This is a genomic window from Kitasatospora sp. SolWspMP-SS2h (genome assembly GCF_003259315.1).
Lineage (GTDB): Bacteria > Actinomycetota > Actinomycetes > Streptomycetales > Streptomycetaceae > Kitasatospora > Kitasatospora fiedleri.
This window is the reverse complement of record NZ_QLLT01000015.1, coordinates 177,990-200,968: the sequence shown is the minus strand read 5'-3', so window position 1 is coordinate 200,968 and position 22,979 is coordinate 177,990. Positions and strand designations below refer to the sequence as shown.

At 74.4% G+C, this 22,979-nt stretch carries 24 protein-coding genes; 9 read left to right on the top strand and 15 right to left on the bottom strand.

Annotated features, from left to right (window positions below; all coding sequences use genetic code 11):
- The 4 genes from K353_RS20370 to K353_RS20355 form a co-directional block, all read right to left on the bottom strand.
- Positions 1-442: hypothetical protein (locus K353_RS20370; protein ID WP_146616521.1), on the bottom strand; the 442-nt coding region annotated here is incomplete at its 3' end.
- 480 nt (positions 443-922) lie between these two features.
- The gene (locus K353_RS20365) at positions 923-1,915 is read right to left on the bottom strand and encodes a malate dehydrogenase (protein ID WP_111554985.1); all 993 of its coding nucleotides are present in this window, start codon (positions 1,913-1,915) and stop codon (positions 923-925) included.
- 199 nt (positions 1,916-2,114) lie between these two features.
- Entirely contained in the window at positions 2,115-2,528 is a 414-nt protein-coding gene (locus K353_RS20360) for a DUF3017 domain-containing protein (RefSeq protein ID WP_199528179.1), read from the bottom strand.
- A gap of 5 nt (positions 2,529-2,533) precedes the next feature.
- Positions 2,534-3,388 (bottom strand): bifunctional methylenetetrahydrofolate dehydrogenase/methenyltetrahydrofolate cyclohydrolase, encoded by an 855-nt coding sequence (locus K353_RS20355; protein WP_111554984.1) that lies wholly within the window; start codon positions 3,386-3,388, stop codon positions 2,534-2,536.
- A gap of 361 nt (positions 3,389-3,749) precedes the next feature.
- Between K353_RS20355 and K353_RS20350 the strand changes: the two genes are divergently transcribed.
- Both K353_RS20350 and K353_RS20345 read left to right on the top strand, forming a co-directional pair.
- On the top strand, positions 3,750-4,256 hold the full coding sequence (locus tag K353_RS20350) for a DUF2752 domain-containing protein (RefSeq protein WP_199528178.1): 507 nt from the start codon (positions 3,750-3,752) through the stop codon (positions 4,254-4,256).
- A 137-nt stretch (positions 4,257-4,393) separates the two neighbouring features.
- On the top strand, positions 4,394-5,152 hold the full coding sequence (locus tag K353_RS20345) for an RDD family protein (RefSeq protein ID WP_111554983.1): 759 nt from the start codon (positions 4,394-4,396) through the stop codon (positions 5,150-5,152).
- 71 nt (positions 5,153-5,223) lie between these two features.
- On the opposite strand, the gene purH is transcribed toward K353_RS20345, so the two are convergent.
- Together purH and purN are read right to left on the bottom strand one after the other, a co-directional pair.
- On the bottom strand, positions 5,224-6,807 hold the full coding sequence (purH, locus tag K353_RS20340; RefSeq protein WP_111554982.1) for a bifunctional phosphoribosylaminoimidazolecarboxamide formyltransferase/IMP cyclohydrolase: 1,584 nt from the start codon (positions 6,805-6,807) through the stop codon (positions 5,224-5,226).
- Positions 6,804-7,463, bottom strand: a complete 660-nt coding sequence (gene purN, locus K353_RS20335) for a phosphoribosylglycinamide formyltransferase (RefSeq protein ID WP_233533699.1) — start codon at positions 7,461-7,463, stop codon at positions 6,804-6,806. The genes purH and purN overlap by 4 nt, the downstream gene beginning before the upstream one ends.
- A 353-nt stretch (positions 7,464-7,816) precedes the next feature.
- On the opposite strand from purN, the gene K353_RS20330 reads away from it, so the two are divergent.
- Complete coding sequence (locus K353_RS20330; RefSeq protein WP_111554981.1) at positions 7,817-8,422, top strand: hypothetical protein; 606 nt, start codon at positions 7,817-7,819, stop codon at positions 8,420-8,422.
- 61 nt (positions 8,423-8,483) lie between these two features.
- Here the strand turns inward: K353_RS20330 and K353_RS20325 are convergent, their stop codons facing one another.
- Positions 8,484-9,530 carry a Scr1 family TA system antitoxin-like transcriptional regulator gene (locus tag K353_RS20325; protein WP_111554980.1) on the bottom strand — a complete coding sequence of 349 codons (1,047 nt, stop codon included), beginning with the start codon at positions 9,528-9,530 and terminating at the stop codon, positions 8,484-8,486.
- Positions 9,531-9,636: 106 nt separating this feature from the next.
- Between K353_RS20325 and K353_RS20320 the strand changes: the two genes are divergently transcribed.
- Genes K353_RS20320 through K353_RS20310 form a run of 3 tightly spaced genes read left to right on the top strand, consistent with a single transcriptional unit; the run spans position 9,637 to position 10,608 of the window.
- Positions 9,637-9,918: a hypothetical protein gene (locus K353_RS20320; protein WP_233533698.1), complete on the top strand. Its 282-nt coding sequence runs from the start codon at positions 9,637-9,639 to the stop codon at positions 9,916-9,918.
- 22 nt (positions 9,919-9,940) lie between these two features.
- Positions 9,941-10,282, top strand: a complete 342-nt coding sequence (locus K353_RS20315; RefSeq protein WP_233533697.1) for a hypothetical protein — start codon at positions 9,941-9,943, stop codon at positions 10,280-10,282.
- Entirely contained in the window at positions 10,279-10,608 is a 330-nt protein-coding gene (locus tag K353_RS20310) for a hypothetical protein (protein WP_146616520.1), read from the top strand. The genes K353_RS20315 and K353_RS20310 overlap by 4 nt, the downstream gene beginning before the upstream one ends.
- Here K353_RS20310 and K353_RS20305 read toward each other — a convergent pair.
- The 4 genes from K353_RS20305 to K353_RS20290 form a co-directional block, all read right to left on the bottom strand.
- Positions 10,565-11,254 carry a response regulator transcription factor gene (locus K353_RS20305; protein ID WP_199528177.1) on the bottom strand — a complete coding sequence of 230 codons (690 nt, stop codon included), beginning with the start codon at positions 11,252-11,254 and terminating at the stop codon, positions 10,565-10,567. The two genes, K353_RS20310 and K353_RS20305, sit on opposite strands and share 44 nt — an antisense overlap.
- Positions 11,251-12,396, bottom strand: coding sequence for a histidine kinase (locus tag K353_RS20300; RefSeq protein ID WP_111554999.1), 1,146 nt, complete (start codon positions 12,394-12,396; stop codon positions 11,251-11,253). The genes K353_RS20305 and K353_RS20300 overlap by 4 nt, the downstream gene beginning before the upstream one ends.
- A gap of 118 nt (positions 12,397-12,514) precedes the next feature.
- The gene (locus tag K353_RS20295; RefSeq protein ID WP_111554977.1) at positions 12,515-13,045 is read right to left on the bottom strand and encodes an EF-hand domain-containing protein; all 531 of its coding nucleotides are present in this window, start codon (positions 13,043-13,045) and stop codon (positions 12,515-12,517) included.
- Positions 13,046-13,294: 249 nt separating this feature from the next.
- Complete coding sequence (locus tag K353_RS20290) at positions 13,295-14,452, bottom strand: bifunctional 2-polyprenyl-6-hydroxyphenol methylase/3-demethylubiquinol 3-O-methyltransferase UbiG (protein WP_111554976.1); 1,158 nt, start codon at positions 14,450-14,452, stop codon at positions 13,295-13,297.
- 71 nt (positions 14,453-14,523) lie between these two features.
- Here K353_RS20290 and K353_RS20285 point away from each other — a divergent pair, with 71 nt between their 5' ends.
- Together K353_RS20285 and K353_RS20280 are read left to right on the top strand one after the other, a co-directional pair.
- Positions 14,524-15,438: an ATP-binding cassette domain-containing protein gene (locus K353_RS20285; RefSeq protein ID WP_111554975.1), complete on the top strand. Its 915-nt coding sequence runs from the start codon at positions 14,524-14,526 to the stop codon at positions 15,436-15,438.
- On the top strand, positions 15,435-16,175 hold the full coding sequence (locus K353_RS20280; protein ID WP_111554974.1) for an ABC transporter permease: 741 nt from the start codon (positions 15,435-15,437) through the stop codon (positions 16,173-16,175). The genes K353_RS20285 and K353_RS20280 overlap by 4 nt, the downstream gene beginning before the upstream one ends.
- A gap of 75 nt (positions 16,176-16,250) precedes the next feature.
- Here the strand turns inward: K353_RS20280 and K353_RS20275 are convergent, their stop codons facing one another.
- Positions 16,251-17,531, bottom strand: coding sequence for a DUF6350 family protein (locus K353_RS20275; RefSeq protein ID WP_111554973.1), 1,281 nt, complete (start codon positions 17,529-17,531; stop codon positions 16,251-16,253).
- 126 nt (positions 17,532-17,657) lie between these two features.
- On the opposite strand from K353_RS20275, the gene K353_RS36905 reads away from it, so the two are divergent.
- Positions 17,658-19,232 carry a LuxR C-terminal-related transcriptional regulator gene (locus K353_RS36905; protein WP_158585441.1) on the top strand — a complete coding sequence of 525 codons (1,575 nt, stop codon included), beginning with the start codon at positions 17,658-17,660 and terminating at the stop codon, positions 19,230-19,232.
- A 101-nt stretch (positions 19,233-19,333) separates the two neighbouring features.
- On the opposite strand, the gene sucD is transcribed toward K353_RS36905, so the two are convergent.
- From sucD to K353_RS20255, 3 genes are all read right to left on the bottom strand, one after another.
- Entirely contained in the window at positions 19,334-20,224 is an 891-nt protein-coding gene (gene sucD / locus K353_RS20265; protein WP_100837890.1) for a succinate--CoA ligase subunit alpha, read from the bottom strand.
- A gap of 18 nt (positions 20,225-20,242) precedes the next feature.
- A complete protein-coding gene (sucC, locus tag K353_RS20260) occupies positions 20,243-21,415 on the bottom strand; it encodes an ADP-forming succinate--CoA ligase subunit beta (RefSeq protein ID WP_111554971.1) in 1,173 nt (390 codons plus the stop codon).
- A gap of 344 nt (positions 21,416-21,759) precedes the next feature.
- A complete protein-coding gene (locus K353_RS20255; protein WP_111554970.1) occupies positions 21,760-22,893 on the bottom strand; it encodes a VWA domain-containing protein in 1,134 nt (377 codons plus the stop codon).
- Positions 22,894-22,979: the final 86 nt, after the last annotated feature.

Below are 22,979 nucleotides of genomic sequence, written 5' to 3'. Positions count from 1 at the left end.
CACTCAGGTCGACCTCGGCCGAGATGTTCTTCCCCACTGCATCACGATCCGTCACCAGCGGCGTCTGCACCCGGCACGCCGCCACCTCAGGCGTCGTCAGCGCACACGCCGGCAGCGACACCAGGTGCAGCCGCGAGGCGTAGTTGCCGCCCAGCGCCTCCGCGAACGACGAGTAGTCGACACCGACCCGCGCCTTCCCGCGCACGTCACCGCCGTCGACCGTGAACACCACACCCGAGACGCCCAGTTGGGCGCTCTTCGCATGGTCCAGCACCTTCACGTCCACCGCGGACGCCGACGAACCCTTCGCCGACTCCACCCACACCGGAGTGCCGTCCGCCTCGGCCTTCCCACCGGAGCCGGGCAGCGCCGCCCGGCCCGATGCCGCCTTCGGCCATGCCGTCGCCTTCGGCGAGAACACCCGCTGCGCGTCCCCCGACACCTCGATCTTCTTCGTACCCAGGGACTTTACCCCCCTGACGGCCGCCGCCCCCGGCGCACCGGGACGGCTCGCCCCGGCCGGTGCCGCGAAAGCCGGGGCCGTGGCCAGCGAAACAACTAGTGCTGCGGCGCATATCGCCCCCAATCCTCTCAATCCAGATGAGAACGACAAAGTACCTGACCGCTCCCTAGCGGAACGCATCAGATCCGAACTGAACATGTATGCGAAGACTCCTTGATGGGCCGAGCATTCGGCACGCTCCCCTGGCATATTCACCAGACCAACGGCGACTATGTCAGCTATCCCCCCATCAAGTCATCAGTGGGCGAAGCAGTGGGGAATTAATTTTAAGGTATTTTTACCTTGTGCCGGAACGTCAGATAACTATTCACCGCGCTCGCTGACCGACGTCGAAGGGCCGGGACCCGCATGCGGGTCCCGGCCCTTCGACGTCGGTCAGCGAGCGCGGTTGGTGAACGCTCAGATGAGGCCGAGCTCCTGGACGGCGTCGCGCTCCTCGGCGAGCTCGCCGACCGAGGCGTCGATCCGCTTGCGGTCGAACTCGGAGAGGTCCAGGCCCTGGACGATCTCGAACGTGCCGTTCGAGGTGGTGACCGGGAAGGAGGAGATCAGGCCCTCCGGCACGCCGTAGGAGCCGTCGGAGACGATGCCCATCGAGGTCCAGTCGCCGGCCGGGGTGCCGTTGACCCAGGTGTGCACGTGGTCGATGGCGGCGTTCGCGGCCGAGGCGGCCGAGGAGGCGCCGCGGACCTCGATGATCTCGGCGCCGCGCTTGGCGACCTTCGGGATGAAGAAGTTCTCGACCCACTCCTGGTCGGCGCCGACGGCGTCGAAGGCGGCCTTGCCGGCGATCTCGGCGTGGAACAGGTCCGGGTACTGGGTGGCCGAGTGGTTGCCCCAGATGGTGACCTTCTTGACGTCCTCGACGGTGACGCCGGCCTTCTTCGCCAGCTGGGCGACGGCGCGGTTGTGGTCCAGGCGGGTCATCGCGGTGAAGCGCTCGGCCGGGACGTCCGGGGCGTTGCGCTGGGCGATCAGGGCGTTGGTGTTGGCCGGGTTGCCGACCACCAGGACCTTGATGTCGTCCGCGGCGTTGTCGTTGATCGCCTTGCCCTGCGGGCCGAAGATGCCGCCGTTGGCCGAGAGCAGGTCGCCGCGCTCCATGCCCGCGGTGCGCGGACGGGCGCCGACCAGCAGGGCGACGTTGGCGCCGTCGAACGCGACGTTCGCCTGGTCGGTGATGGTGATGTCGCGCAGCAGCGGGAAGGCGCAGTCGTCCAGCTCCATGGCGACGCCCTCCGCCGCCTTCACGCCCTGCGGGATCTCCAGCAGCCGCAGGTTCACCGGGACGTCGGCACCCAGCAGGTGACCGGAGGCGATGCGGAAGAGCAGCGCGTAGCCGATCTGGCCGGCGGCTCCGGTGACGGTGACGTTGACGGGGGTGCGAGTCATTTCAGCCTTCTCCTGCGATCGCCAGGTGCCCCAGGCACACCGGCGCGCTGGAGCCGAGGATGATCTCTCGATATCGAGAGACCTGGGCAAGGCTATCGCAAGGCCGCTGACGGCACCGACCGGGGCACGGGGCCGGCCGGTGCGCCGGTGCGGGACCGGGGCCGCCGGACCGCGCCGCGCCCCCGGTCCCGCGCGGCGGTCACCGCAGCGGGTGCCCGATCAGCCGGCCGATGTTCTCCAGCACCGGCACCCGCAGCCACGGGTCGGGCTGGGCGACCAGCGTGAGCAGGACGATCGCGCCGCCGAACAGGAACATCAGGGTGACGTCGGTGAACCGGCTGCGGACGGCGAGCATGCCGACGTCGGGCAGCCCGAGCCGGAGCAGCGCGCCGAGCAGCGGCGCCGCGCCGACCAGGAGCAGTCCGAGCCGGAAGTGGCCGGCCCAGGTGGTGAGCAGGCCGAGGGCCGCCACGGCGAGCAGCAGCGTGATCGGCCACTGCCGCAGCGGGAGGGTGTGGCGGCGGTCGAGCGCGGTCGCGGAGCCCTCCGGTGGCAGGGTGCCCTCGGTGGTGGCGGGGGGACGGCGGCGGCCTCGCCGCGTGGCGCCGGGCACCGGTGTCAGGCGCCGGCGCGGCGCTCGGCCGCCTCGACGATGTTGTTGAGGAGCATGGCGCGGGTCATCGGGCCGACGCCGCCGGGGTTGGGGGAGATCCAGCCGGCCACCTCGGCGGCACCGGGGTGCACGTCGCCGACGATCTTGCCCTCGCTGCGGGAGACGCCGACGTCGAGGATCGCGGCGCCGGGCTTGACGTCCTCGGGCTTGACCAGGTGCGGGACGCCGGCCGCGGCGACGATGACGTCGGCGTTGCGCAGGTGCACGGCGAGGTCGCGGGTGCCGGTGTGGCAGAGCGTCACGGTGGCGTTCTCGCTGCGGCGGGTGAGCAGCAGGCCGATGGAGCGGCCGACGGTGATGCCGCGGCCGACCACCACGACCTCGGCGCCGTCGAGGGCCACGCCGTGGCGGCGGAGCAGTTCGACGATGCCGAGCGGGGTGCAGGGCAGCGGGCCGTCGATGCCGAGGACGAGGCGGCCGAGCGAGGTCGGGTGCAGGCCGTCGGCGTCCTTGTCGGGGTCCATGAGTTCGAGCACGCGGTTCTGGTCCAGGCCCTTGGGGAGCGGCAGTTGGACGATGTAGCCGGTGCAGGTCGGGTCGGCGTTGAGCTCCCGGACGACGTTCTCGACGTCCTCCTGGGTGGCGGTGGCGGGCAGTTCGCGCTGGATGGAGGCGATGCCGATCTCCGCGCAGTCCCGGTGCTTGCCGTTGACGTACCACCGGCTGCCCGGGTCGTCGCCGACCAGGACGGTGCCGAGGCCGGGGACGATGCCCCGCTCCTTGAGGGCCGCCACGCGGACGGCGAGTTCGGACTTGATCGCGGCCGCGGTGGCCTTGCCATCGAGAATCTGGGCAGTCATGCCCCCATTCTCGCGGATCGGCGGCGGCGGGCGTGCCGCCGGACCGCCCGTCGGACCGGCCGCAAGACCGGCGGTGCCCGCGCCGGCCACCGAGCGCCGCCGCGGCGGCCACGGAGCGTACCGGGCCCGTTGCGGTTGGGCCACGGTCCGGTCCGGGTTCCGGCTGGTGGCTGGACAGCGCGGCGCGGTACGGACGACGATGGCCGGGCCATGCCTGCCGCGTCGGGTCCCGGTGACGGGCCGTCGCCGGCGGGGGACGAGAATCCGGGGGAAGAACGACAGTGAGCGAACCGTACTTGCCGGGGCCGTGCGGCGTCCGCGGCACGGCTGCCGCCCTGCCCGTTCGCGCCCCCGCGCGGCCGTGAGCGCCCCCGGGGCACCGGCCCCGGCCCACCTGGTACCGCCCGGCCCGGCCCCGTGCAGTCCGGCCCCGTGCGACCCGGTCCCGGCCGCGGCGGCCCCGGGCGTCCCGGCCCCGCGCCGCCGGGCGGCCGGTAGCGGCACGGGCGCGGCGCTGCGGGTGCTGCTGCGGGCGGCGGTGGTCGCCGGGGCGGCCGTCGCGGTGGCCGTGGCGCACGACGCGCACGACCCGGGGGTGCTGTGCCCGCTGCGCCTGCTGACCGGCGTCCCGTGCCCGCTGTGCGGCAGCACCACGGTGTTCGTCGAGGCGGGCCACGGCCGTTGGGGCGCCGCGCTGCTGGCGAACCCGGTGACGGCGCTGGCCGCCGTGCTGCTGGTGGCCTGGCCGCTGGGCCCGGGCCGATGGTGGCGCGGGTTGTCGTACGCGGGCCGCAACCTGCTGCTGGCCGGTGCCCTGTTACCGGCCTGGGCCTGGGAGTTGGCCCGGCTCGGTCCGTTCCGGCCCTGAACGGGCGGGCCGTCCATGACCGTTGCCCGGCGTCCTGTCCGCACGCTCCGCTACGCTGCCCGGCGGTCGGTGTCCCTGCCCGCCCGTCCCCAGGTTTTCCCTGTTCCGTCCACACCCCTTCCTGCCCGGAGGCACCGTTGAGTTACCCGCCCGACCCGAACAACCCGTACGGCCAGCAGCCCCCGCCGCCCGGCTACGGCTACCCGCAGGCGCCGCAGGCCCCGCAGCAGCAGCCCGGCTACGGCTACCCGCAGGGGCAGCCGCAGCAGCCGTACGGCTACCCGCAGCAGGTCCCGCCGCAGGCGAGCTACGGCTACCCGCCGCAGCCCGGCACGATCCAGGCCAACAACGGCTACATCAACATCGCGAACCTGGGCACGGTGAAGCTCGCCACCATGGGCCAGCGCTTCCTGGCCCGGCTGCTGGACGGCCTGGTCACCGGTGTGATCGTCAGCATCGCGATGTTCGCGGGCGTGGCCGGGATGGTCGGCCTGGCCGACAAGACCAGCACGGACTGCTCGGGCTACGACTACCCGAGCACCGCTTGGGACGACTGCGTGAACAGCAACACGCAGGCCGGCACCAACGTCGTCGTGGCGATGTTCGGCCTGATCGCCGTGATCGCCGTGTTCGGCCTGCTGTACGAGTGGCTGCTGGTCGGCCTGGCGGGCGCCACCATCGGCAAGATGGCGCTGGGCCTGCGGGTGGTCCGGGAGAACGACGGCCAGCACCCCGGCGTGGGCGGCGGCTTCATCCGCTTCATCATCCCGATGGTGGGCGCCCTGGTCTGCTACATCGGCGCGCTGCTGGTCTTCCTGTCGCCGTTCTTCGACAACTCCGGGAAGCTGCAGGGCTGGCACGACCGTGCGGCCGGCACCCTGGTGATCAAGAAGTAGCCGCACCGCGCGAAGCCCGAGGGCCCCGTACTCCGAGTCCGGAGTGCGGGGCCCTCGGCGTCACCCGCGGCTCAGTGGAAGAAGTGCCGGGTGCCGGTGAGGTACATGGTCACGCCGGCCTTCTCGGCGGCGGCGACCACCTCCTCGTCGCGGATCGAACCGCCGGGCTGCACCACGGCCTTGACGCCCGCGGCGAGCAGGATCTCCAGGCCGTCGGCGAACGGGAAGAACGCGTCGGAGGCGGCGTACGCGCCCGCGGCCCGCTCGCCGGCCCGCTCGACGGCGAGCTTGCAGGAGTCGACCCGGTTGACCTGGCCCATGCCGACGCCGACCGAGGCGCCGTCCTTGGCGAGCAGGATCGCGTTGGACTTGACGGCCCGGCAGGCCCGCCAGGCGAAGGACAGCTCGGCCAGCTCCTCGGCGGACAGCGCCGCGCCGGTGGCCAGCGTCCAGGTCGCCGGGTCGTCGCCGGCCGCGTCGACCCGGTCGACCTGCTGGAGCAGCAGGCCGCCGGAGATCCGGCGGGACTCCAGGGCGTCGGTCGGGGCGTCGGGGGCGCGCAGCACCCGGAGGTTCTTCTTCTTGGTCAGCACCTCCAGGGCGCCGTCCTCGTAGCCGGGCGCGACGACGACCTCGGTGAAGATCGGGGCGATCTGCTCGGCCAGCTCGACCGAGACCGGGCGGTTGACGGCGATCACGCCGCCGTACGCGGAGACCGGGTCGCAGGCGTGCGCCTTGCGGTGCGCCTCGGCGACGTCCGCGCCGGTGCCGATGCCGCACGGGTTGGCGTGCTTGATGACGGCGACGGCCGGGCCCTCGTGGTCGTACGCGGCGCGGCGGGCGGCGTCGGTGTCCACGTAGTTGTTGTAGGACATCGCCTTGCCGTGCAGCTGCTCGGCGCCCGCGAGGCCGCCCGTCCCATCGGTGTAGAGCGCGGCCTGCTGGTGCGGGTTCTCGCCGTAGCGCAGGACGTCGCCCAGCTCCCAGGTGCTGCCGAGGAAGGCCGGGAACGCGGCCTCGGACTCGGTGTAGCCCGACTCCTCGAACCAGCCCGCCACGGCGACGTCGTACGCGGCGGTGTGCGCGAACGCGGCACCCGCCAGGCGCTTGCGGGTCAGCAGGTCGAAGCCGCCGCCCTGCACGGCGGTCAGCACGTCCGGGTAGCGGGCCGGGTCGACCACGACGGCCACCGAGGGGTGGTTCTTCGCGGCGGCGCGGACCATGGACGGGCCGCCGATGTCGATCTGCTCGACGCACTCGTCGGGGGTGGCGCCGGAGGCGACGGTGGCGGTGAACGGGTACAGGTTCACCACGACCAGGTCGAACGGCTCGACGCCCAGCTCGGCGAGCTGCGCGCGGTGCGACTCCAGGCGCAGGTCGGCCAGCACGCCGGCGTGCACCCGCGGGTGCAGGGTCTTGACCCGGCCGTCCAGGCACTCGGGGAAGCCGGTCAGCTCGGAGACCTCGGTGACCGGGACGCCCGCGGCGGCGATCTTCCCGGCGGTGGAGCCGGTGGAGACGATGGCGACCCCGGCGGCGTGCAGCCCCCGGGCCAGCTCCTCCAGCCCGGTCTTGTCGTAGACGCTGATCAGCGCGCGCCGGATCGGGCGCACGTTCTCGGAGACGGGCGTGTTGGCGGAGGAAGCGGCGCTCATGCCGGAATCCATACCTTTCGGTCTTCGATGCGGTGTCCTTCGCGGGCCAGCCGGCCCACGACCTCGACGAGCAGCTTGCGCTCGACAGTCTTGATGCGCTCGTGCAGCGCCTCGCCGCCGTCGGCGTGGTCGGCGTCCTCGACCTCCACCACGCCCTGGGCGATGATCGGCCCGGTGTCCACCCCGGCGTCCACCAGGTGCACGGTGCAGCCGGTGACCTTGACCCCGTACGCCAGCGCGTCGGGGACGCCGTGCGCGCCAGGGAAGGCGGGCAGCAGCGCGGGGTGGGTGTTGACGGTGCGCCCGGCGAAGGCGGCGACGAACGCGGGGCCGAGGATCTTCATGAACCCGGCGGTGACCACCAGGTCGGGGGCGTACGAGGCGACGGCGGCGGTCAGCGCGGCGTCCCAGGCGGCCCGGTCGGCGTGGTCCTTGATCCGCTCGGTGAAGACCGGGATGCCGGCCCTCCCGGCCCGCTCGGTGCCCGCGATGCCGTCGCGGTCGGCGCCCACCGCGACGATCTCGGCGCCGTACGCGGGGTCGGCGGCGGCGTCGATCAGCGCCTGGAGGTTGGTGCCGGAGCCGGAGACCAGCACCACCAGCCGGGCCGGTCCGGGGGTACGGGGCGGGAACACTTGGGCGTCAGCGGCAGCCACGGCGCGATTCTCCGTACGTGTCGGGTGCCGCCCGCTGGTACGTCCACCCTCGGTGGGGCCACTACGGGCGGCGGCAGGTCGGGAGCCGGCGGCGGACCACCGGGGGCCGCGGCGCTGCGGGTGCCCGAGGAACCTTGGGAAGCTGCCGACCGTCACCACGATAACGGCTGGTGGGAGGCCACCTGTCACCGCCCGGCAACGCTACGCGCGTAGTTGAGACGCGGATCTCCCACCCGCCCGGACCCCGACCCGGCAGGGTGCCGTACGGCCGGGAACCGGCTGGGGGATCATTGACCGACCGCCCACTCCCCCACCGACGGGCGGCCACCCGACGAGCAGAAACGGCCGACACCATGAGCAGCGGCGAGGACAGCGGCGAGCGCAACCCCTTCGCGCCCCCTCCGCCCGGCGCGCCCGACCAGCCCTGGCGTCCCCGCACCCCGCGGCCGCCCGCGTCCGGGCAGCGATCCGACGGGCGGCCCGACGAGGACCGCCCCCAGCCCCCGCCGTGGGGCCAACGCCCCGACCCCGGCCAGCAGCAGCCCGCCCCGCCGAAGCTCGACCCGGCCGACCCCACGCACCGCGCCGCCCGCAACGCGCTGCTGTCGGGCTTCGCCGCGCTGCTCACCGTGCTGTTCGGCCTCTACTGGGTGGGCTTCCCGCTCTCCCTGCTGGCCGTCTGGTACGCCGTCACCGTCCTGCGCACCCCCGCCGAACCGGTCGACGACCCGTTCGCCCCGCGCCCGGTCCGCCCGCAGGTCCCCGCCGCGCTCGGCGCCCTGCTCACCGGCGGCCTCGCCCTGCTGGTCTCGCTGGGCGCGTTCACCATCCAGTTCGCCTACCACGACTACCTGGACTGCCGGGCCGACTCCGCCACCCAGGAGGCCGCGCGCAGCTGCGCCCAGGAGTACGACGTCCCGACCTGGCTGAGCAACCTGTCCGAAGTCTCCGACCAGTAGCCCGCCCCGCACACAGCAGAGCCCCCGGCACCACGCCGGGGGCTCACCTGCCGCCGCCCGGTCAGACCGCGCCGAAGACGCCGCTGCCGGCCGCCCCGGCGAAGGCGCCCCAGGCGGTGGCCGGGAGGGTGAGGTACGAGCCGGCACGGTCCTTGCTGTCGCGGACCAGCACCACGCCGTGGGACTGCGCGTAGGCCGTGCTGATCTCGACGCACGCACCGGCGCCATCCGAGTAACTGGATTTGAACCAACCGGCGTTGGCCGGGTCAACGGGGACCATATTGCAGAGATCCTTCCGAGCCTTGCCGACCAGCACGAGGGAGTCAGCCGGGGAAAGTGCTTCGATCTGCAGGCGATGATACTCGCGCATCCACCCCGCCACGATCTCGCTTTCCTGTTCTACATAACCCCGTTGATGCGTCTCGGTGTATCCCACCAATGTGCCGTCGGCCATGGTCAGAAGAATGGTCAGGTGAGTGAACGGCCGCCTCGCACCACCGGCGAACGGCATGATCTGGAGGACCACATTGGGGCGCGTGGACAGCTCGGCCAGCCAAGCCAGTTGGCGCGCGGTCACCCCGGGCGATCCGACCACCGTACGGATGCAGCTCTCGTCGAGCACCATGTGCAGCTCCGGCGGGTCCGGCAGGTGCAGGGGAGCCTGCCTTCCGAGCAGCACACCGATCCGCTCTTCGGCCTGCTCCGGTGTGACCGATCCACGCTGTACATAACCGGCTTGCAGCGCACGCGCGAACTCTTCGGTCTGGGCGATCCCCGGCGGAAGCCCCATGTCCCACGCGTGAATGCGACGGGCCACCGACTCAAGGCCGACATACTCGGGGAACCCTCCTCGAAAAGCGGTGTGGCCGAGCATCCACCACGCGCCCTCCAGCGCCCCCGCCGCTCCCAGTGCCCGGTCCACCGCGCGGACGAACTCAACGGGCGGGCGGCGCTTTCCGTTCTCGATCAGCGAGACGTAGGCGCCCGTGTAACCGACCAGCACCCCCAGGCCCTCCTGGGTGAGCCGTTCTCGTCGTCGCCGTTCACGGAGTTGCCAGCCGAACGCCGCCAGTGGCGATGACGACGGGTCAAGTTCGTTGATCCGCACTGGCGTTCCCCCAGTTCAACTCAGTCAAGTGTTGATTAGAAACACTTCCGATCGTAGCCGCCGCTGCCGATGCTGGTGACGGAACGGCGAATGATCGGAGCACAGCGTGAGCGAGCACAGCGAACCCCGGGGACCCGAGACGTGGTCGCTCGCCGAGGTGGTGCCGCCGGACGCCGCCCCCGCCCCACCGGTCGAGCCCTACCGTCCCGCTTCGGTCGGGGAGTTGGTGCTGGACCGGAAGTCCGGGGAGGTCGTCCGCTACATGGGCGAGTGGTGCGGCCTCCGGTGGGTGCGGCCGGTCCGCGGCGGGACGGAGGTGCCCGTCCACCCGGACGGTCTCGGTCCCGTGCCGGCCGGGGGTTCCTTGCTCGGGCCGACCGGGCCCTGACACGGAGGGAGAAGGAATGGCCTTGCCACGACAAGCCGACCCGTCGGACGTGGGCGGACCGCCCGCCACCGCCGACGCGCGGCCCGTACCGGCGGGCGGCAGCGCCGAGCGGGCGCGCTGGATCGGCGGCGCGCTGCACCGGCTGACCGGGCGTCAGCCGCTGGTCCGGCCCACCGGTGACGGGGGTGTCCGGATCACCACCCGGATCACCGAGCCCCAGGACTCCGCCCTGGTGGCGGCGGTGCTCAGGGTGCTCGGCGCGGGCGACAGGTTCGGGCATAGCAAGAACGAGCGGTGGGAGCACCTGTGGGCCGAGGTCGACCCGCAGCCGCAGCCGCAGCCGCAGGCGGGGGAGGCGGGATGATGCACCCGGTGGAGTACTACCCGGACGGTCACCCCGGGCTGGACTGGCACGCGGTCAGCGACGACCTGGACGGGGTGGTGCTGGCGGAGTCCCCCCGCGGGGTGGCCCTCGCCCGGGCCACCGACCGGCGCAGGGTGCTGTTCTTCAGCCCCGACGAGTGGGCCGATCTGCGCCACGCCATCAAGCAGGGCCGCTGCGACCACCTGCTCGGGGACCGCCTGCTGTGCGCCGACCCGAGGCCGCTGCCGCCCGATCCGCCGGGCTCCCGGCGCCCCGGGCCGGTCAGTTCCGGCCGGTCGGCTCCTCGTCCTCCGTCGCCGGAGTGACGAAGCCCGACTCGTAGGCGGCGATCACCGCCTGGGTGCGGTCCCGGGCGCCGAGCTTGCCGAGCACGCCGCTGACGTGCGTCTTGACGGTCTGCACGCCCAGGTGCAGCCGCGCGCCGATCTCGGCGTTGGACAGGCCGCGCGCCATCAGCCGCAGCACCTCGCCCTCGCGGCCGGTCAGCCCGGCCCGGGCCACCGCGCCGCCGTCCGCGGCCTCTCGTCCGGCCCGGGCGGCGGCGAGCCGCCGGATCGACGCCGGGAACAGCAGCGACTCCCCCGCCGCGACCAGGCGCACCGCCTGCACCACCTCCGCCGGGCGGGAGCGCTTGAGCAGGAAGCCGTCGGCGCCCGCGCGCAGCGCCTCGTACACGTAGTCGTCGGCCTCGAAGGTGGTCACCACCAGGATCTTCGGCGGGCGGTCGGCGCCGCGCAGGACAGCCCGGGTCGCGGCCAGGCCGTCCAGGCCGGGCATCCGCACGTCCATCAGCACCACGTCCGGGCGCAGGGTGCGGACCAGGGCGAGCGCCTCGGCGCCGTCGGCGGCCTCGCCGACCACCTCCAGGTCCGGTTGGGCGTCCAGGACGGCGCGCAGGCCGAACCGGATCAGCTCCTCGTCGTCGACCAGCAGCACCTTGATCACCGTCACCGGCCCAACCGTAGCGGCAGCCGCACCCGCAGCAGCCAGCCCGCCCCGTCCGGACCGCCGCCGTCCGGGCCGCCGCCGTCCGGGCCGGTCGTCTCCGGGTCGGCCTCCGCCGGTCCGGCCGGCTCCGGGCCGGCCTCGCACTCGCCGCCGAGCAGTACCGCCCGTTCCCGCACCCCGCGCAGGCCCTTGCCGCCGCCCCGGCGCGAACTGCCCCTCCCGGTCAGGGCGTTGCGGCAGGACAGCTCCAGCACCCCGCCCGCCACCGCGCCGCGCACCCGGATCGGCGCGCCCGGGGCGTGCCGCAGCGCGTTGGTGACGCCCTCCTGGACGATCCGGTACGCCTCCCGGGACAGCACCCCGGGCACCTCGGCCGCCCGGACATCGAGTTCGGCGTCGACGGGGCTGCCGGCCGCCCGGGCGGCGGCGAACAGCTCGGGGACGCGGTCCAGGCCCGGCTGTTCGGCGGCCACCGCGTCCGGGGTCTCGCGCAGCAGCACCAGCATCCGCTCCAGGTCGTCCAGCGCCCGCCGCCCGGTGGTCTCGATCGCCTCCAACGCCCGTTGCCGGAAGGCCGGATCGGCCACCTCGCGGGCCGCGCCCGCCTGCACCACCGTCACCGTCAGCGCGTGCCCGATCGAGTCGTGCAGCTCGCGGGCCAGCCGGTTGCGCTCCAGCAGCCGCTCCGCCCGGGCCTCGGCCGCCGCCAGCCGCTCCGCCCCCGATGGTCCCAACAGCCGTACCGCGAACATGAGTTGCAGCCGTCCGGCGAGCACCACCAGCCAGAGCAGGGCGAACCCCGCCGGCAGCGCCAGCAGCGGCTCGCGCGCCGCCACCCGGGCCACCACCACCGTCACCGCCCCGACCGCCACCCCCAGCCCCACCCGGGCCACCAGCCAGAGCGCCGTCCGCCCCCGGTCCGCCCACCCCGCCGACGGCGCGACCCCGATCTCCTCCTCCCGCGCGGGCCCCAGCAGCAGCCGCGCCTGCACCCCCTCCCCGCGCCGCATCCCCGGCACCAGCGCGGCCAGGCACAGCAGCGGCACGTCCAGCGCGACCCCGCACAGCACCGTCCGCCCGGTCGACACCCCCTCCGTCCCCGGGTACACCAGCAGCACCACCCCGGCGAACACCATCCCGATCATCAGGTGCAGCCAGCGGGTGTAGGTCACGGAGCGCAGCAGCGGGGCGAACACCGCTCCATCCTGCCCCGTCGCGCCCGCCCGGTCCCTCGGCGGGGCCGGGCGGGCGCGGGGCGGCGGGTCAGGCCGGGACGGCGACCAGGTGGTCCCCGGGGATGCCGGCCAGGCTCGGGGTGTAGTAGTCGCGGATGCCGTCGGCCCAGGCGGTCACGGTGATCCGGTCCGCGGCGTCCGGGCCGAACGCCTCGAACAGCGAGTGGATGTTCGGCAGTTCGAAGCCCCAGGCGGTCATCAGGTCGACGAAGCGGGACCGCTCGATCAGGCCGTCGCCGTCCGGGTCGCCGAGCCCGGCGAGCGCCTCGGCGAAGTCGTGCGCGGTCGCGCCGAACAGCTCGGGGGAGAGCACGGACGCCTCGAACTCCTCCGGGCTGATCACGCCGTCCCCGTTGGCGTCCAGCCCGTCCTCCAGCACCTTCCACCAGCGGCGCATGCTGGCGGTCAGCGCCTCCCTGGCCTCCGGCCGCGAGTCGGCGGCGACGGCCAGGACCCGCTCGGTGAGCAGCTCGAAGTCCTGGGGGTCGAGGACTCCGTTCCCGTTCGCGTCGAACAGCTTGAAGATCAGCGCAGCCCGCCGGATGGCTTCGTCCCGCATGGTTCTCTCCTTCGCAGGGGACCGGGCCGGGAAATCCCCCGACCCGGTCGGAATTCCGGGAACGGCCTCTCCCGGCTTCGGAACAGATTCTCGGTCCGGCCCGTCCGGAATCCGGCCGGATCGCCGGTTTTCCATGCGCAGGAGTGAAATCGTGGGATGAGCGGAAAATGGGGCGGAATCCTCCCCGGCGGGACTGGCGGCCCCGGCGGGTTCCCCGGCGGAACGGGACGCGGGCGGCGGTCCGGCCCGCTACGGGGCGGCCGGGGCGCGGCCCCAGCAGGTGGCCATGGCGAAGAACAGCTCCCGGGACGACGGGTCCGCCAGGTGCCGGAGCGCCTCCCGGTGGACGTCCGCGGGCAGCCCGGCCGCCAGCAGCCGGTCCCGGCTCTGCCCCAGCGACAGGGCCAGGAAGCGGGTGAACCCGGCATGGTGGCCGGCCAGCGGCGCGTGCAGGCGCAGGCCGACGTCCCGCAGGCCGAGCCCCGCCAGCATCCGGGGGTACTGCGCGGCGCAGTGCCGGTCGCTGCCGATCGTCTCGGCGAGCATCCGCCAGTAGGCGGCGACCGTGCGCCGGTACGCCTCGTGCGGCGAGGTCTCGCCGCCGACCGCGAGGGAGTCGGAGACCACCAGCAGTCCGCCGGGCTTGAGCCAGGAGGCCAGGCGGCGCAGCACCTCCTCCCGCTCCCTGAGGTGCATCAGCAGGAACCGGGCGTGCACGAGGTCGAACCGGCCCGGGTCGAAGGCCGGATCGGTGAGGTCGGCCCGGACGACCCGCACCCCGGCGTCCGCGAGGTGGTCGAGGAAGCGGGTGTCGCGGTCGACGGCCGTGACCTGCGCGGCGGACCCGGCGACGGACGCCAGCCAGCCACTCAGGGTGCCCGCGCCCGCTCCGGCGTCCAGGCAGGTCCACCGGGCGTCGAGCCCCAGCGCGAGCAGGTCCTGCCGACTGGCCGGGTCGAAGGCGTCGGCCAGCCCCTCCAGCCGTTCGCGCTCGTCGCTGCGGGAGGCCGCGAAGAGGTCGTCCCCGTAGCGTTCGGCGTCGCGCGTGGTCGTGATGGCGGGTTCCCTTCGGAGGGGCCGCGGATTCCGGCGGGACCGGCGGCCGTGCGTCGGTGGCGGATCGGTCGCGGGTCGGCCGGAAGCAGGCTGCGATTCGGCCGTCGACCAGCCCCGGGTCGGACGTCGGAAGCGTTCCCGTTCCGGTTCCCGGTGGAGCTGTCCGGGCGCGGGAATGGCCGGAACGCCTTTTCCGCGGCCGCCCGGCGGAATCGTATCGGCGGAAATCCGCGCGGAGCGGAAACGTTTCCTCCTTCCACTCGAACGAGATCCTTCCGCGCACGCGTCCGAAACACCCCGGGCACCGCGGTCCCCGGCGGGGTCCTCCCCCGCAGGAGGGAGGAGGACCACTCGCGGGCGGGATCCGGTGGCCCCGGGCCGGGCGGTTGACTCGGATCAGCAACCGGACGAAGGGAGTTGCCGTGATCGAGATCCACGACCTGACCAAGGCGTACGACGGGCGGCGGGTGGTCGACGGCCTCGCGTTCCGGGTCGAGCCGGGGCGGGTGACCGGGTTCCTGGGCCCGAACGGGGCGGGCAAGTCGACCACGCTGCGGATGGTGCTGGGGCTGGACCGGCCGACCGCCGGGACGGCACTGGTGGACGGACGGCCGTACGCCGCGCTGGAGCGCCCGCTGCGCCGGGTGGGGGCGCTGCTCGACGCGCAGGCCCTGCACCCGGGCCGCACCGCCGCCGGGCACCTGCGGTGGATCGCCGCCTCGCACGCCCTGCCGTCCCGGCGGATCGGCGAGGTGCTGGCCCTGGTGGGCCTGGCCGAGGTCGCCGGCCGCCGGATCAGGACCTTCTCGCTGGGCATGCGCCAGCGCCTGGGCGTCGCGGCGGCCCTGCTCGGCGACCCGGCGGCGCTGCTGCTGGACGAGCCGGTGAACGGCCTGGACGCGGAGGGCACCCGGTGGATCCGGGAGCTGCTGCGCCGGCTCGCGGGCGAGGGCCGGGCGGTGCTGGTCTCCTCCCACCTGATGGCCGAGATGGCGGTGACCGCCGACCACCTGGTGGTGATCGGCCGGGGCCGGCTGCTCGCGGACACCTCCACCGCCGGGTTCCTGGAGCGCCACGGCCGCCGCCGGGTCCGGGTCCGGGCCGTCGACCCGGCCGCCCTGGCCGCGCTGCTGGCCGCCGCCCACCCGGACGCGGTGCCGGTGCCCGGCGACGGCGGGGCGTTCGACGTCCCCGACGCCGACCCCGGGCGGCTGGGCGCGCTGGCCGCCGAGCACCGGGTGGCCCTGGTCGAACTGTCCGTCACCCACGACTCCCTGGAGGAGGCCTTCCTGCGGATGACCGCGGACGCCGTCGAGTACCGGGCGGTGACGGCATGAGCGCCCGCACGTACCCGCTGCGCGCCGAATGGGCGAAGTTCGCCACCCTGCGCTCGCTGTGGGCGGCCCCGCTCCTCGCGGTGGTGCTCGGCGCCGGGATCACCGCGGCCGTCCAGGCCGCGTACGGGCACTCCGACGACTCGCTGCGGGACGACCCGATGGAGGGCCTGTACTACGGGCTGAACTTCGGCCAGGTCGCGGTCGCCTGCCTGGGCGTCCTGCTGATCGGCCAGGAGTACGCCTCCGGGACGCTCTCCACCTCGCTCGCCGCCGTCCCGGACCGGCTGCGGTTCTACCGCGCCAAGCTGCTGCTCGGCACCGCCCTGGGCCTGGCCGTCGGCCTGGCCACCGTCGGCGGCCAACTGGCCGCCACCGCCGCCACCGTGGGCCTGGACCTCACCGCCCCCGGCACCGCCCGGGCCCTCGCCGCGGGGGTGCTCTACCACCCGCTGCTGCTCGTCCTGTGCCTGGCGCTCACCACCGTGCTGCGCAACCAGACCGCGGCCCTCGGCCTGCTCACCCCCGCGGTCTTCCTCGGCACCACCGCCCTGGCCGCCGTCCCGGGCCTCCGCGAAGCCGCCCAGTTCCTCCCCGACCGAGCCGGCCAGTACGCCCTCCGCCTCGCCGACACCCCCGGCGTCCACTACGGCCACACCACCGGCCTGCTCCTGATGACCGCCTGGACCGCGGCGGCGGCCCTGGGCGGACTGCGCAGCCTGCGGCGCAAGGACGCGTGAGGAGGCGGACGGGCGAGCGGGCGAGCGGGCGAGCGGGCCGCCCCGCCGTGCGGACGGCGGTGGTCGCCCGCCCGGTCACGCGGCGAGGCGGCACACCAGGCGGTACGCGCCGACCCGGGCCCGGACCACCGGCCCCGCGCCGTCGCCGCCGTCCCGATCGCGGACGAGCCACCAGCGCCACAGCAGCGCTCCCGGGAGGGTGACGGCGAGCAGCCAGCCGGTCTGGGCGAGGGCGAACTGCCAGGGCACCGGGCCGAGTTCGGACATCCGACCGGGGCCGAGCGCGCCACCGCCGAGGTGGGCGGCGAGCAGGCCGGGCGGGGTGGCGGCGAGGGCGGTCGCGGTGGCGGTGGTCGCGGTCTGGGCGGGGGTCCAGCGGGTGGCGGCGCGGCCGAGCAGCAGGGCGGCGGCGGTCGCGGCGGCGAAAGGGGCGAGGCCGGCGAGCAGGTGCCAGCCGGGGCCTCGGTCGGTGGGGAGCAGGGTGAGCAGCGGGAAGTCGGGGGTGGGGCCGAGCCGGGTGCCGAACGGTCCGGCGTGGCTGCCGGCGCCGACCTCGAAGCCGACCCCGAGGGCGTAACTCGCGGACCAGACCAGCCCGTTGGGGACCAGCAGCAGGCAGGCCAGCAGCAGGCCGAGCCAGTCGGCCGCCCCGCCGCCGAGCCGCTGCGCGTCCGGTCCGGCGGAGCCGAGCAGGACGGCGACGGCGAACAGGACCCCGCCCCCGGCGGTGAGCGCGAGCAGCCAGCCGGCCAGCGCGCGTCCGACGGCCGCCCCGGCGCCGTCCGGCCAGAACGCGGGCGGCAGCGGGAGCCGGGGCAGCGCGGCGGGGCGGCCCAGCCCGGACCACAGGCCGTGGCCGAGCGCGGCGGCGGCGAGCAGGGCGACGGCGGCGAGGTCGGCGACCGCCCGGGAGCGCAGCAGGGCCTGCGGGTCGGCGCACTGGGCGACGGCGAAGGCCGCGACCAGCAGGTATCCGGCGTACACCGCGAGCGGGGAGCGCCAGCGGGCCCATCCGCGCCCCCGGGCGCGCCGGGCCTGGCGGCGTCCGGCCCGGGAGAGCAGCAGCGCGGTGACGGCGGTGAGCAGCAGCGGCGCGACGGTCACCGGGACGGCCCGGGGGCCGCGGCCGAGGGGCGCGCCGTGGCCGAGCAGCCAGAGTCCGCACGCGGCCCGGCCCGCGTCCTGCGCCGTGTCGTCGCCGTAGGGGGCCAGCACCCACAGGCCGAACACCGGGACGGCGACCACGGAGAGGGTGAGCAGCGCGGTGCGGACGCCGGTGAGCAGGTCGGTGAGGGTGGAACGGCTGTCCAAGTCGCTCGGCAGGCCCAGGATCGGACGGCCCATCAGCTGCGTCATGGCCCTCATGCTGCCAAGACCACCCGTTGAGGGGTGTCAACGGGCGAACCTTCGCCGTGTCCCGGATTATCAGTACATGTGCCTTTTTCCGGCACGGCCCTGCCCCGGATGCCACGGAGGAGACCGGTGACCTCGCCCTCGACCGCCGAGCCCGAGCCGACCACCGGAACCTCGCCCCGGGCCCGCGAGGACGTCGAACTCCTGCTGCGCCGCCTCGCCCCGCGCGAGGCCCAGGCCCTGGCCCGGCTGACCGCCGGCGACGACCTGCGCACGATGGCCCGGCAGCTGGGCGTCGCCCCCGCCACCGCCCGCCACCACCTCAACCGGGCGATCCGCAAGCTCGGCGTCCGCGACCGCGAGGAGGCGCTCGCCCTGCTCGCCACCCTGACCCCGCAGGCACCGCAGACGCCGGGGACGCCGGGGACGCCGGGGACGCCGGGGACGCCGGGGACGACGCAGGCGCCGGGGACGCCGCAGGCACCGGCTCCGGAACCGGACCCGACCGATCCCGCGCCCGCGCCCGCGCCCGCCGAGTTCGTCGGCCCCCCGCAGCCGGAGGCACCCGCGAGCGCCCCCGCTCCCACCCCCGCCCCCGCCGCCGCTCCCGCCGCCGAAGACCCCCGCCCGGCCTCCTTCGAGGAGTTCGCCGCCCTGGTCCACACCCGGCTGGTCCAGCAGACCTTCCTGCTGACCGGCCACCGCCACCGCGCCGTGCACTGCGCGCACCTGGCGCTGGGCGCGGCCGCCCGCCGGTGGGCGGAGGTGGCGGCGGGGCCGGACCCGGAGGGGTGGGTGCGCGGGGCGGCGTTCGACCTGGCGCTGTCGCCGTGGCACCGGGGCGGCCCGCGGCGGGCGCACCTGCTGCGGTGGCCGCGGCGGCGGATCGCGGTCGACGGGGCGGGCGGGGCGGACGGCGGGGCGGAGCCGCCCGAGCCGCCGCAGAAGCTGACCCCCCGTGACCGGGCGCTGGTGAAGGCGCTGCTGCGGCTGTCGCGTCCGCGGCGGCGGGCGCTGGTACTGCACGACGCGCTGGGCCTGCCGGTGGAGCGGGTCGCGCTGGAGGTGGAGTCGAGCACGGCGGCGGCCGGGGACCGGGTCCGTTCGGCGCGGGCCGCGCTGGCCCGGGAGGTGCCGGCGCTGGTCGGCGCGGACCCGGAGGACCCGGAGTTCGCGGAGCGGCTGGCCGAGCTGCTGCACCGGGCGGCGGTGCACGGCTGCCCGGGCCCGCGGCTGCCGTCCGCCGCGCTGCTGGTGGCGGACAGCCGGCTGCACACCGGTCTGGTGACGGGCGCGGCGGTGGCGCTGACGGTCGCGGTGGGCGCGACGATGGTGGCGACCCTGCTGGGGGTGGGCCCGTCGGAGCTGGCGCGCCCGGAGCCGCCGCGGGAGACGGCCTGCACGTCGGCCGGTTCGGGCAGCGCCGGTCCGGCGGCCCCGGACCGCGCGCCGGGCCTGCGGACGCCGTGGTGCGGGCCGACGCCGGGGGTGCCGGCCCGCCTGGTGGGCCCGGCGGGTGCGCTGCCGCCGCCGCTGGCCCCGGCCGGCGCGGGCCTGCCGGCCCCGGATGCGCCGCCGCCCGGCCCGTTCGCGGCCCACCGCCCGCTGTTCGCCCCGCCCGCGCCGGAGCACCATCCGCTGCCGCCGCCGCTGGCGGGCCCGTGCGGCGGCCCGGCGGGGCGCTGCGTCCCGCACCCGGCCTGATCCGCCGCCCCGCCCCGCGAACGCCGCAGGCGCCGCCCACCGTCGGAACGGTGGGCGGCGCCTGCGGCGTACTGGCGGTGCGTGCGGCCCGCTGCCTGCTGCTACTGCGCGGCGGCGATCAGCTCGCGGGCCAGGCGGGCGGTCTCGGACGGCGTCTTGCCGACCTTGACGCCGGCGGCCTCCAGGGCCTCCTTCTTCGCCTGGGCGGTGCCGGAGGAGCCGGAGACGATGGCGCCGGCGTGGCCCATGGTCTTGCCCTCGGGCGCGGTGAAGCCCGCGACGTAGCCAACGACCGGCTTGGTGACGTGCTCGGCGATGTAGGCCGCGGCCCGCTCCTCGGCGTCGCCGCCGATCTCACCGATCATGACGATGAGCTCGGTCTCCGGGTCCTCCTGGAACGCCTTGAGGGCGTCGATGTGGGTGGTGCCGATGACCGGGTCGCCACCGATGCCCACCGCGGAGGAGAAGCCGATGTCACGGAGCTCGTACATCAGCTGGTAGGTCAGGGTGCCGGACTTCGACACCAGACCGATCTTGCCCGGGCCGGTGATGTCGGCCGGGATGATGCCCGCGTTGGACTGTCCGGGGCTGATCAGGCCGGGGCAGTTCGGGCCGATGATGCGGGTCTTGTTGCCCTTGGCGCCGGCGTGGGCCCAGAACGAGGCGGTGTCGTGCACCGGCACGCCCTCGGTGATGACCACGGCGAGCGGGATCTCGGCGTCGATCGCCTCGACCACGGCGGACTTGGTGAACGCCGGCGGGACGAAGATGACGGTGACGTCGGCACCGGTCTTCTCGATCGCCTCGGCCACGGTGCCGAACACGGGCACCTCGGTGCCGTCCACGTCCACGGTGGTGCCGGCCTTGCGCGGGTTCACGCCGCCGACGATCTGGGTGCCGGAGGCGAGCATGCGGCGGGTGTGCTTCATGCCCTCGGAGCCGGTCATACCCTGGACGATGACCTTGCTGTCCTTGGTAAGGAAGATAGCCATGGTGTGAAGTCCCCTTCCTTACTTGTTGGCCAGCTCGGCGGCGCGGTCAGCGGCGCCGTCCATGGTGTCCACCTGCTGCACCAGCGGGTGGTTGGCGTCGGTCAGGATCTGGCGGCCGAGCTCCGCGTTGTTGCCGTCCAGGCGGACGACGAGCGGCTTGGTGACGGCCTCGCCCTTGCTCTCCAGGAGCGCGAGGGCCTGCACGATGCCGTTGGCGACCGCGTCGCAGGCGGTGATGCCGCCGAAGACGTTGACGAAGACCGACTTGACGTCGGTGTCGCCCAGGATGATCTCCAGGCCGTTCGCCATCACCTCGGCGGACGCGCCGCCGCCGATGTCGAGGAAGTTGGCCGGCTTCACGCCGCCGTGGTTCTCACCGGCGTACGCGACGACGTCCAGGGTGCTCATGACGAGGCCCGCGCCGTTGCCGATGATGCCGACCTGGCCGTCGAGCTTGACGTAGTTCAGGCCCTTGGCCTTCGCCGCCGCCTCCAGCGGGTTGGCGGCGGCCTTGTCCTCGAGCGCCTCGTGCCCGGGCTGGCGGAACTCGGCGTTCTCGTCCAGGGAGACCTTGCCGTCCAGGGCGATGATCTTGCCCTCGCCGGACTTGATCAGCGGGTTGACCTCGACCAGGAGGGCGTCCTCCTTGATGAAGACGACCCAGAGCTTCTGCAGGACGTCGGCGACCTGGTCGGCGATCTCGGCCGGGAACTTCGCCGCGGCGACGATCTCGGCGGCCTTCTCCGCGGTCACGCCCTCGTTCGCGTCGACCGGGATCTTGGCCAGCGCGTCGGGGTTCTCCTCGGCGACGACCTCGATCTCCACGCCGCCCTCGACGCTGGCCATGGCCAGGAAGGTGCGGTTGGTGCGGTCGAGCAGGAAGGAGACGTAGTACTCCTCCTTGATGTCCGCGGTCTGGGCCAGCATCACCTTGTGAACGGTGTGGCCCTTGATGTCCATGCCGAGGATCGCCTCGGCCTTGGCAACGGCGTCCTGCGGGTCGGACGCGAGCTTCACGCCACCGGCCTTGCCTCGGCCGCCCACCTTCACCTGAGCCTTGACGACGGCTCGGCCGCCGAAGCGCTCCGCGATGGCGGCAGCGTCTGCGGCGGTCTCGATGACATCGCCGTCAAGCACGGGTACACCGTGCTTGGCGAAGAGGTCCCTCGCCTGGTACTCGAACAGGTCCACGTGTTTGTCCTTGTTCGTGGTCGCGGAATGTGTCTCTACGAGCGTGCCACGGCAGGATCTTCGCTGCGGGTCGTCGACACTGAGCGGGTACGCAGATGTACGGCCTTGCGGCCCACGCAGTTGCCGGGCGCATCGTCAATCAACACGCGCGTCACGTCCGCATGGCAGGTTATCCCCGGACGACCGGCCTGTTTCGCCCGGGGCCGGGTCCGCCTTGGTGAGAACCGTCACAGCAGGCCCGGACCGGGCCGCTCAGCGGCGGGGGCGCGCCATGGCGGGGCCCACCACCGCTTCACCCGGACGGGTGGGTGCCGCACCCCTGGACCGGCCCGCGGGGAGGCCGCTCACCCCCGGTCGGGCACCGGCAGCGGACGCTTCTCGATCGCCGCCGCCATGATGTCCGGGAACGCGTCCGGCGTGCAGGCGAACGCCGGGGCGCCCAGCGCGGCCAGCGCCTGCGCGTGCGCGTGGTCGTAGGCCGGGGCGCCCTCGTCGGACAGCGCCAGCAGCGCGATGAACTGCACCCCCGACGCCTTCATCGCGGCGACCCGCTTCAGCATCTCGTCCCGGATGCCGCCCTCGTACAGGTCGCTGATCAGCACCACGACCGTCTCCGACGGCCGGCTGATCTTCGACTGGCAGTAGGCCAGCGCCCGGTTGATGTCGGTGCCGCCGCCCAGCTGGGTCGCGAACAGCACGTCCACCGGGTCGCTCAGCTGCTCGGTCAGGTCGACCACCGAGGTGTCGAACACCACCAGCCGGGTGTCCAGGCTCGGCATCGACGCCAGCACCGCGCCGAACACCGCCGAGTGCACCACCGACGGCGCCATCGAACCGGACTGGTCGATGCAGAGGATCACGTCCTTCTTCACCGCCCGCTGCGCCCGGGCGTAGCCGACCAGCCGCTCCGGGACGACCGTGCGGTACTCCGGCAGGTACTTCGACAGGTTGGCCCGGATGGTGCGGTCCCAGTCGATGTCCCGGTGCCGGGGGCGGTTCACCCGGGCGCTGCGGTCCAGCGCGCCGCCGACCGTCGACCGCGTCCTGTCGGCGAGCCGGCGCTCCAGCTCGGCGACCACCTTGCCGACCACCAGCCGGGCGGTCTCCCGGGTGGTCTCCGGCAGCGCGTGCTTGAGCGACAGCAGCGTCCCCACCAGGTGCACGTCCGGCTCGACGGCGGCCAGCATCTCCGGCTCCAGCAGCAGCCGGTCCAGGCCGAGCCGGGAGATCGCGTCCTGCTGCATCAGCCGCACCACGCTGGTCGGGAAGTACTCCCGGATGTCGCCCAGCCAGCGCGCCACCTTCGGCGCCGACCCGCCGAGCCCCGCCGACCGCTTCCCGTCCTCCCGGTACAGCGCCCCCAGCGCCCCGTCCATCGCCGCGTCCCGCCCGGTCAGCCGCACCCCGGTGCCGTCCGCGTCGCCGCCCAGCACCAGCCGCCAGCGCCGCATCCGCTCGTCGTCCTGACGGTCGGTCATGTGCATTCACTCCTTAACCCCCGCGCCCCGTCGGGGGGCGCGGGGAACTGCGCGAAGCGGAAGGGGAAGGGCGAAGGGGGAAGGGG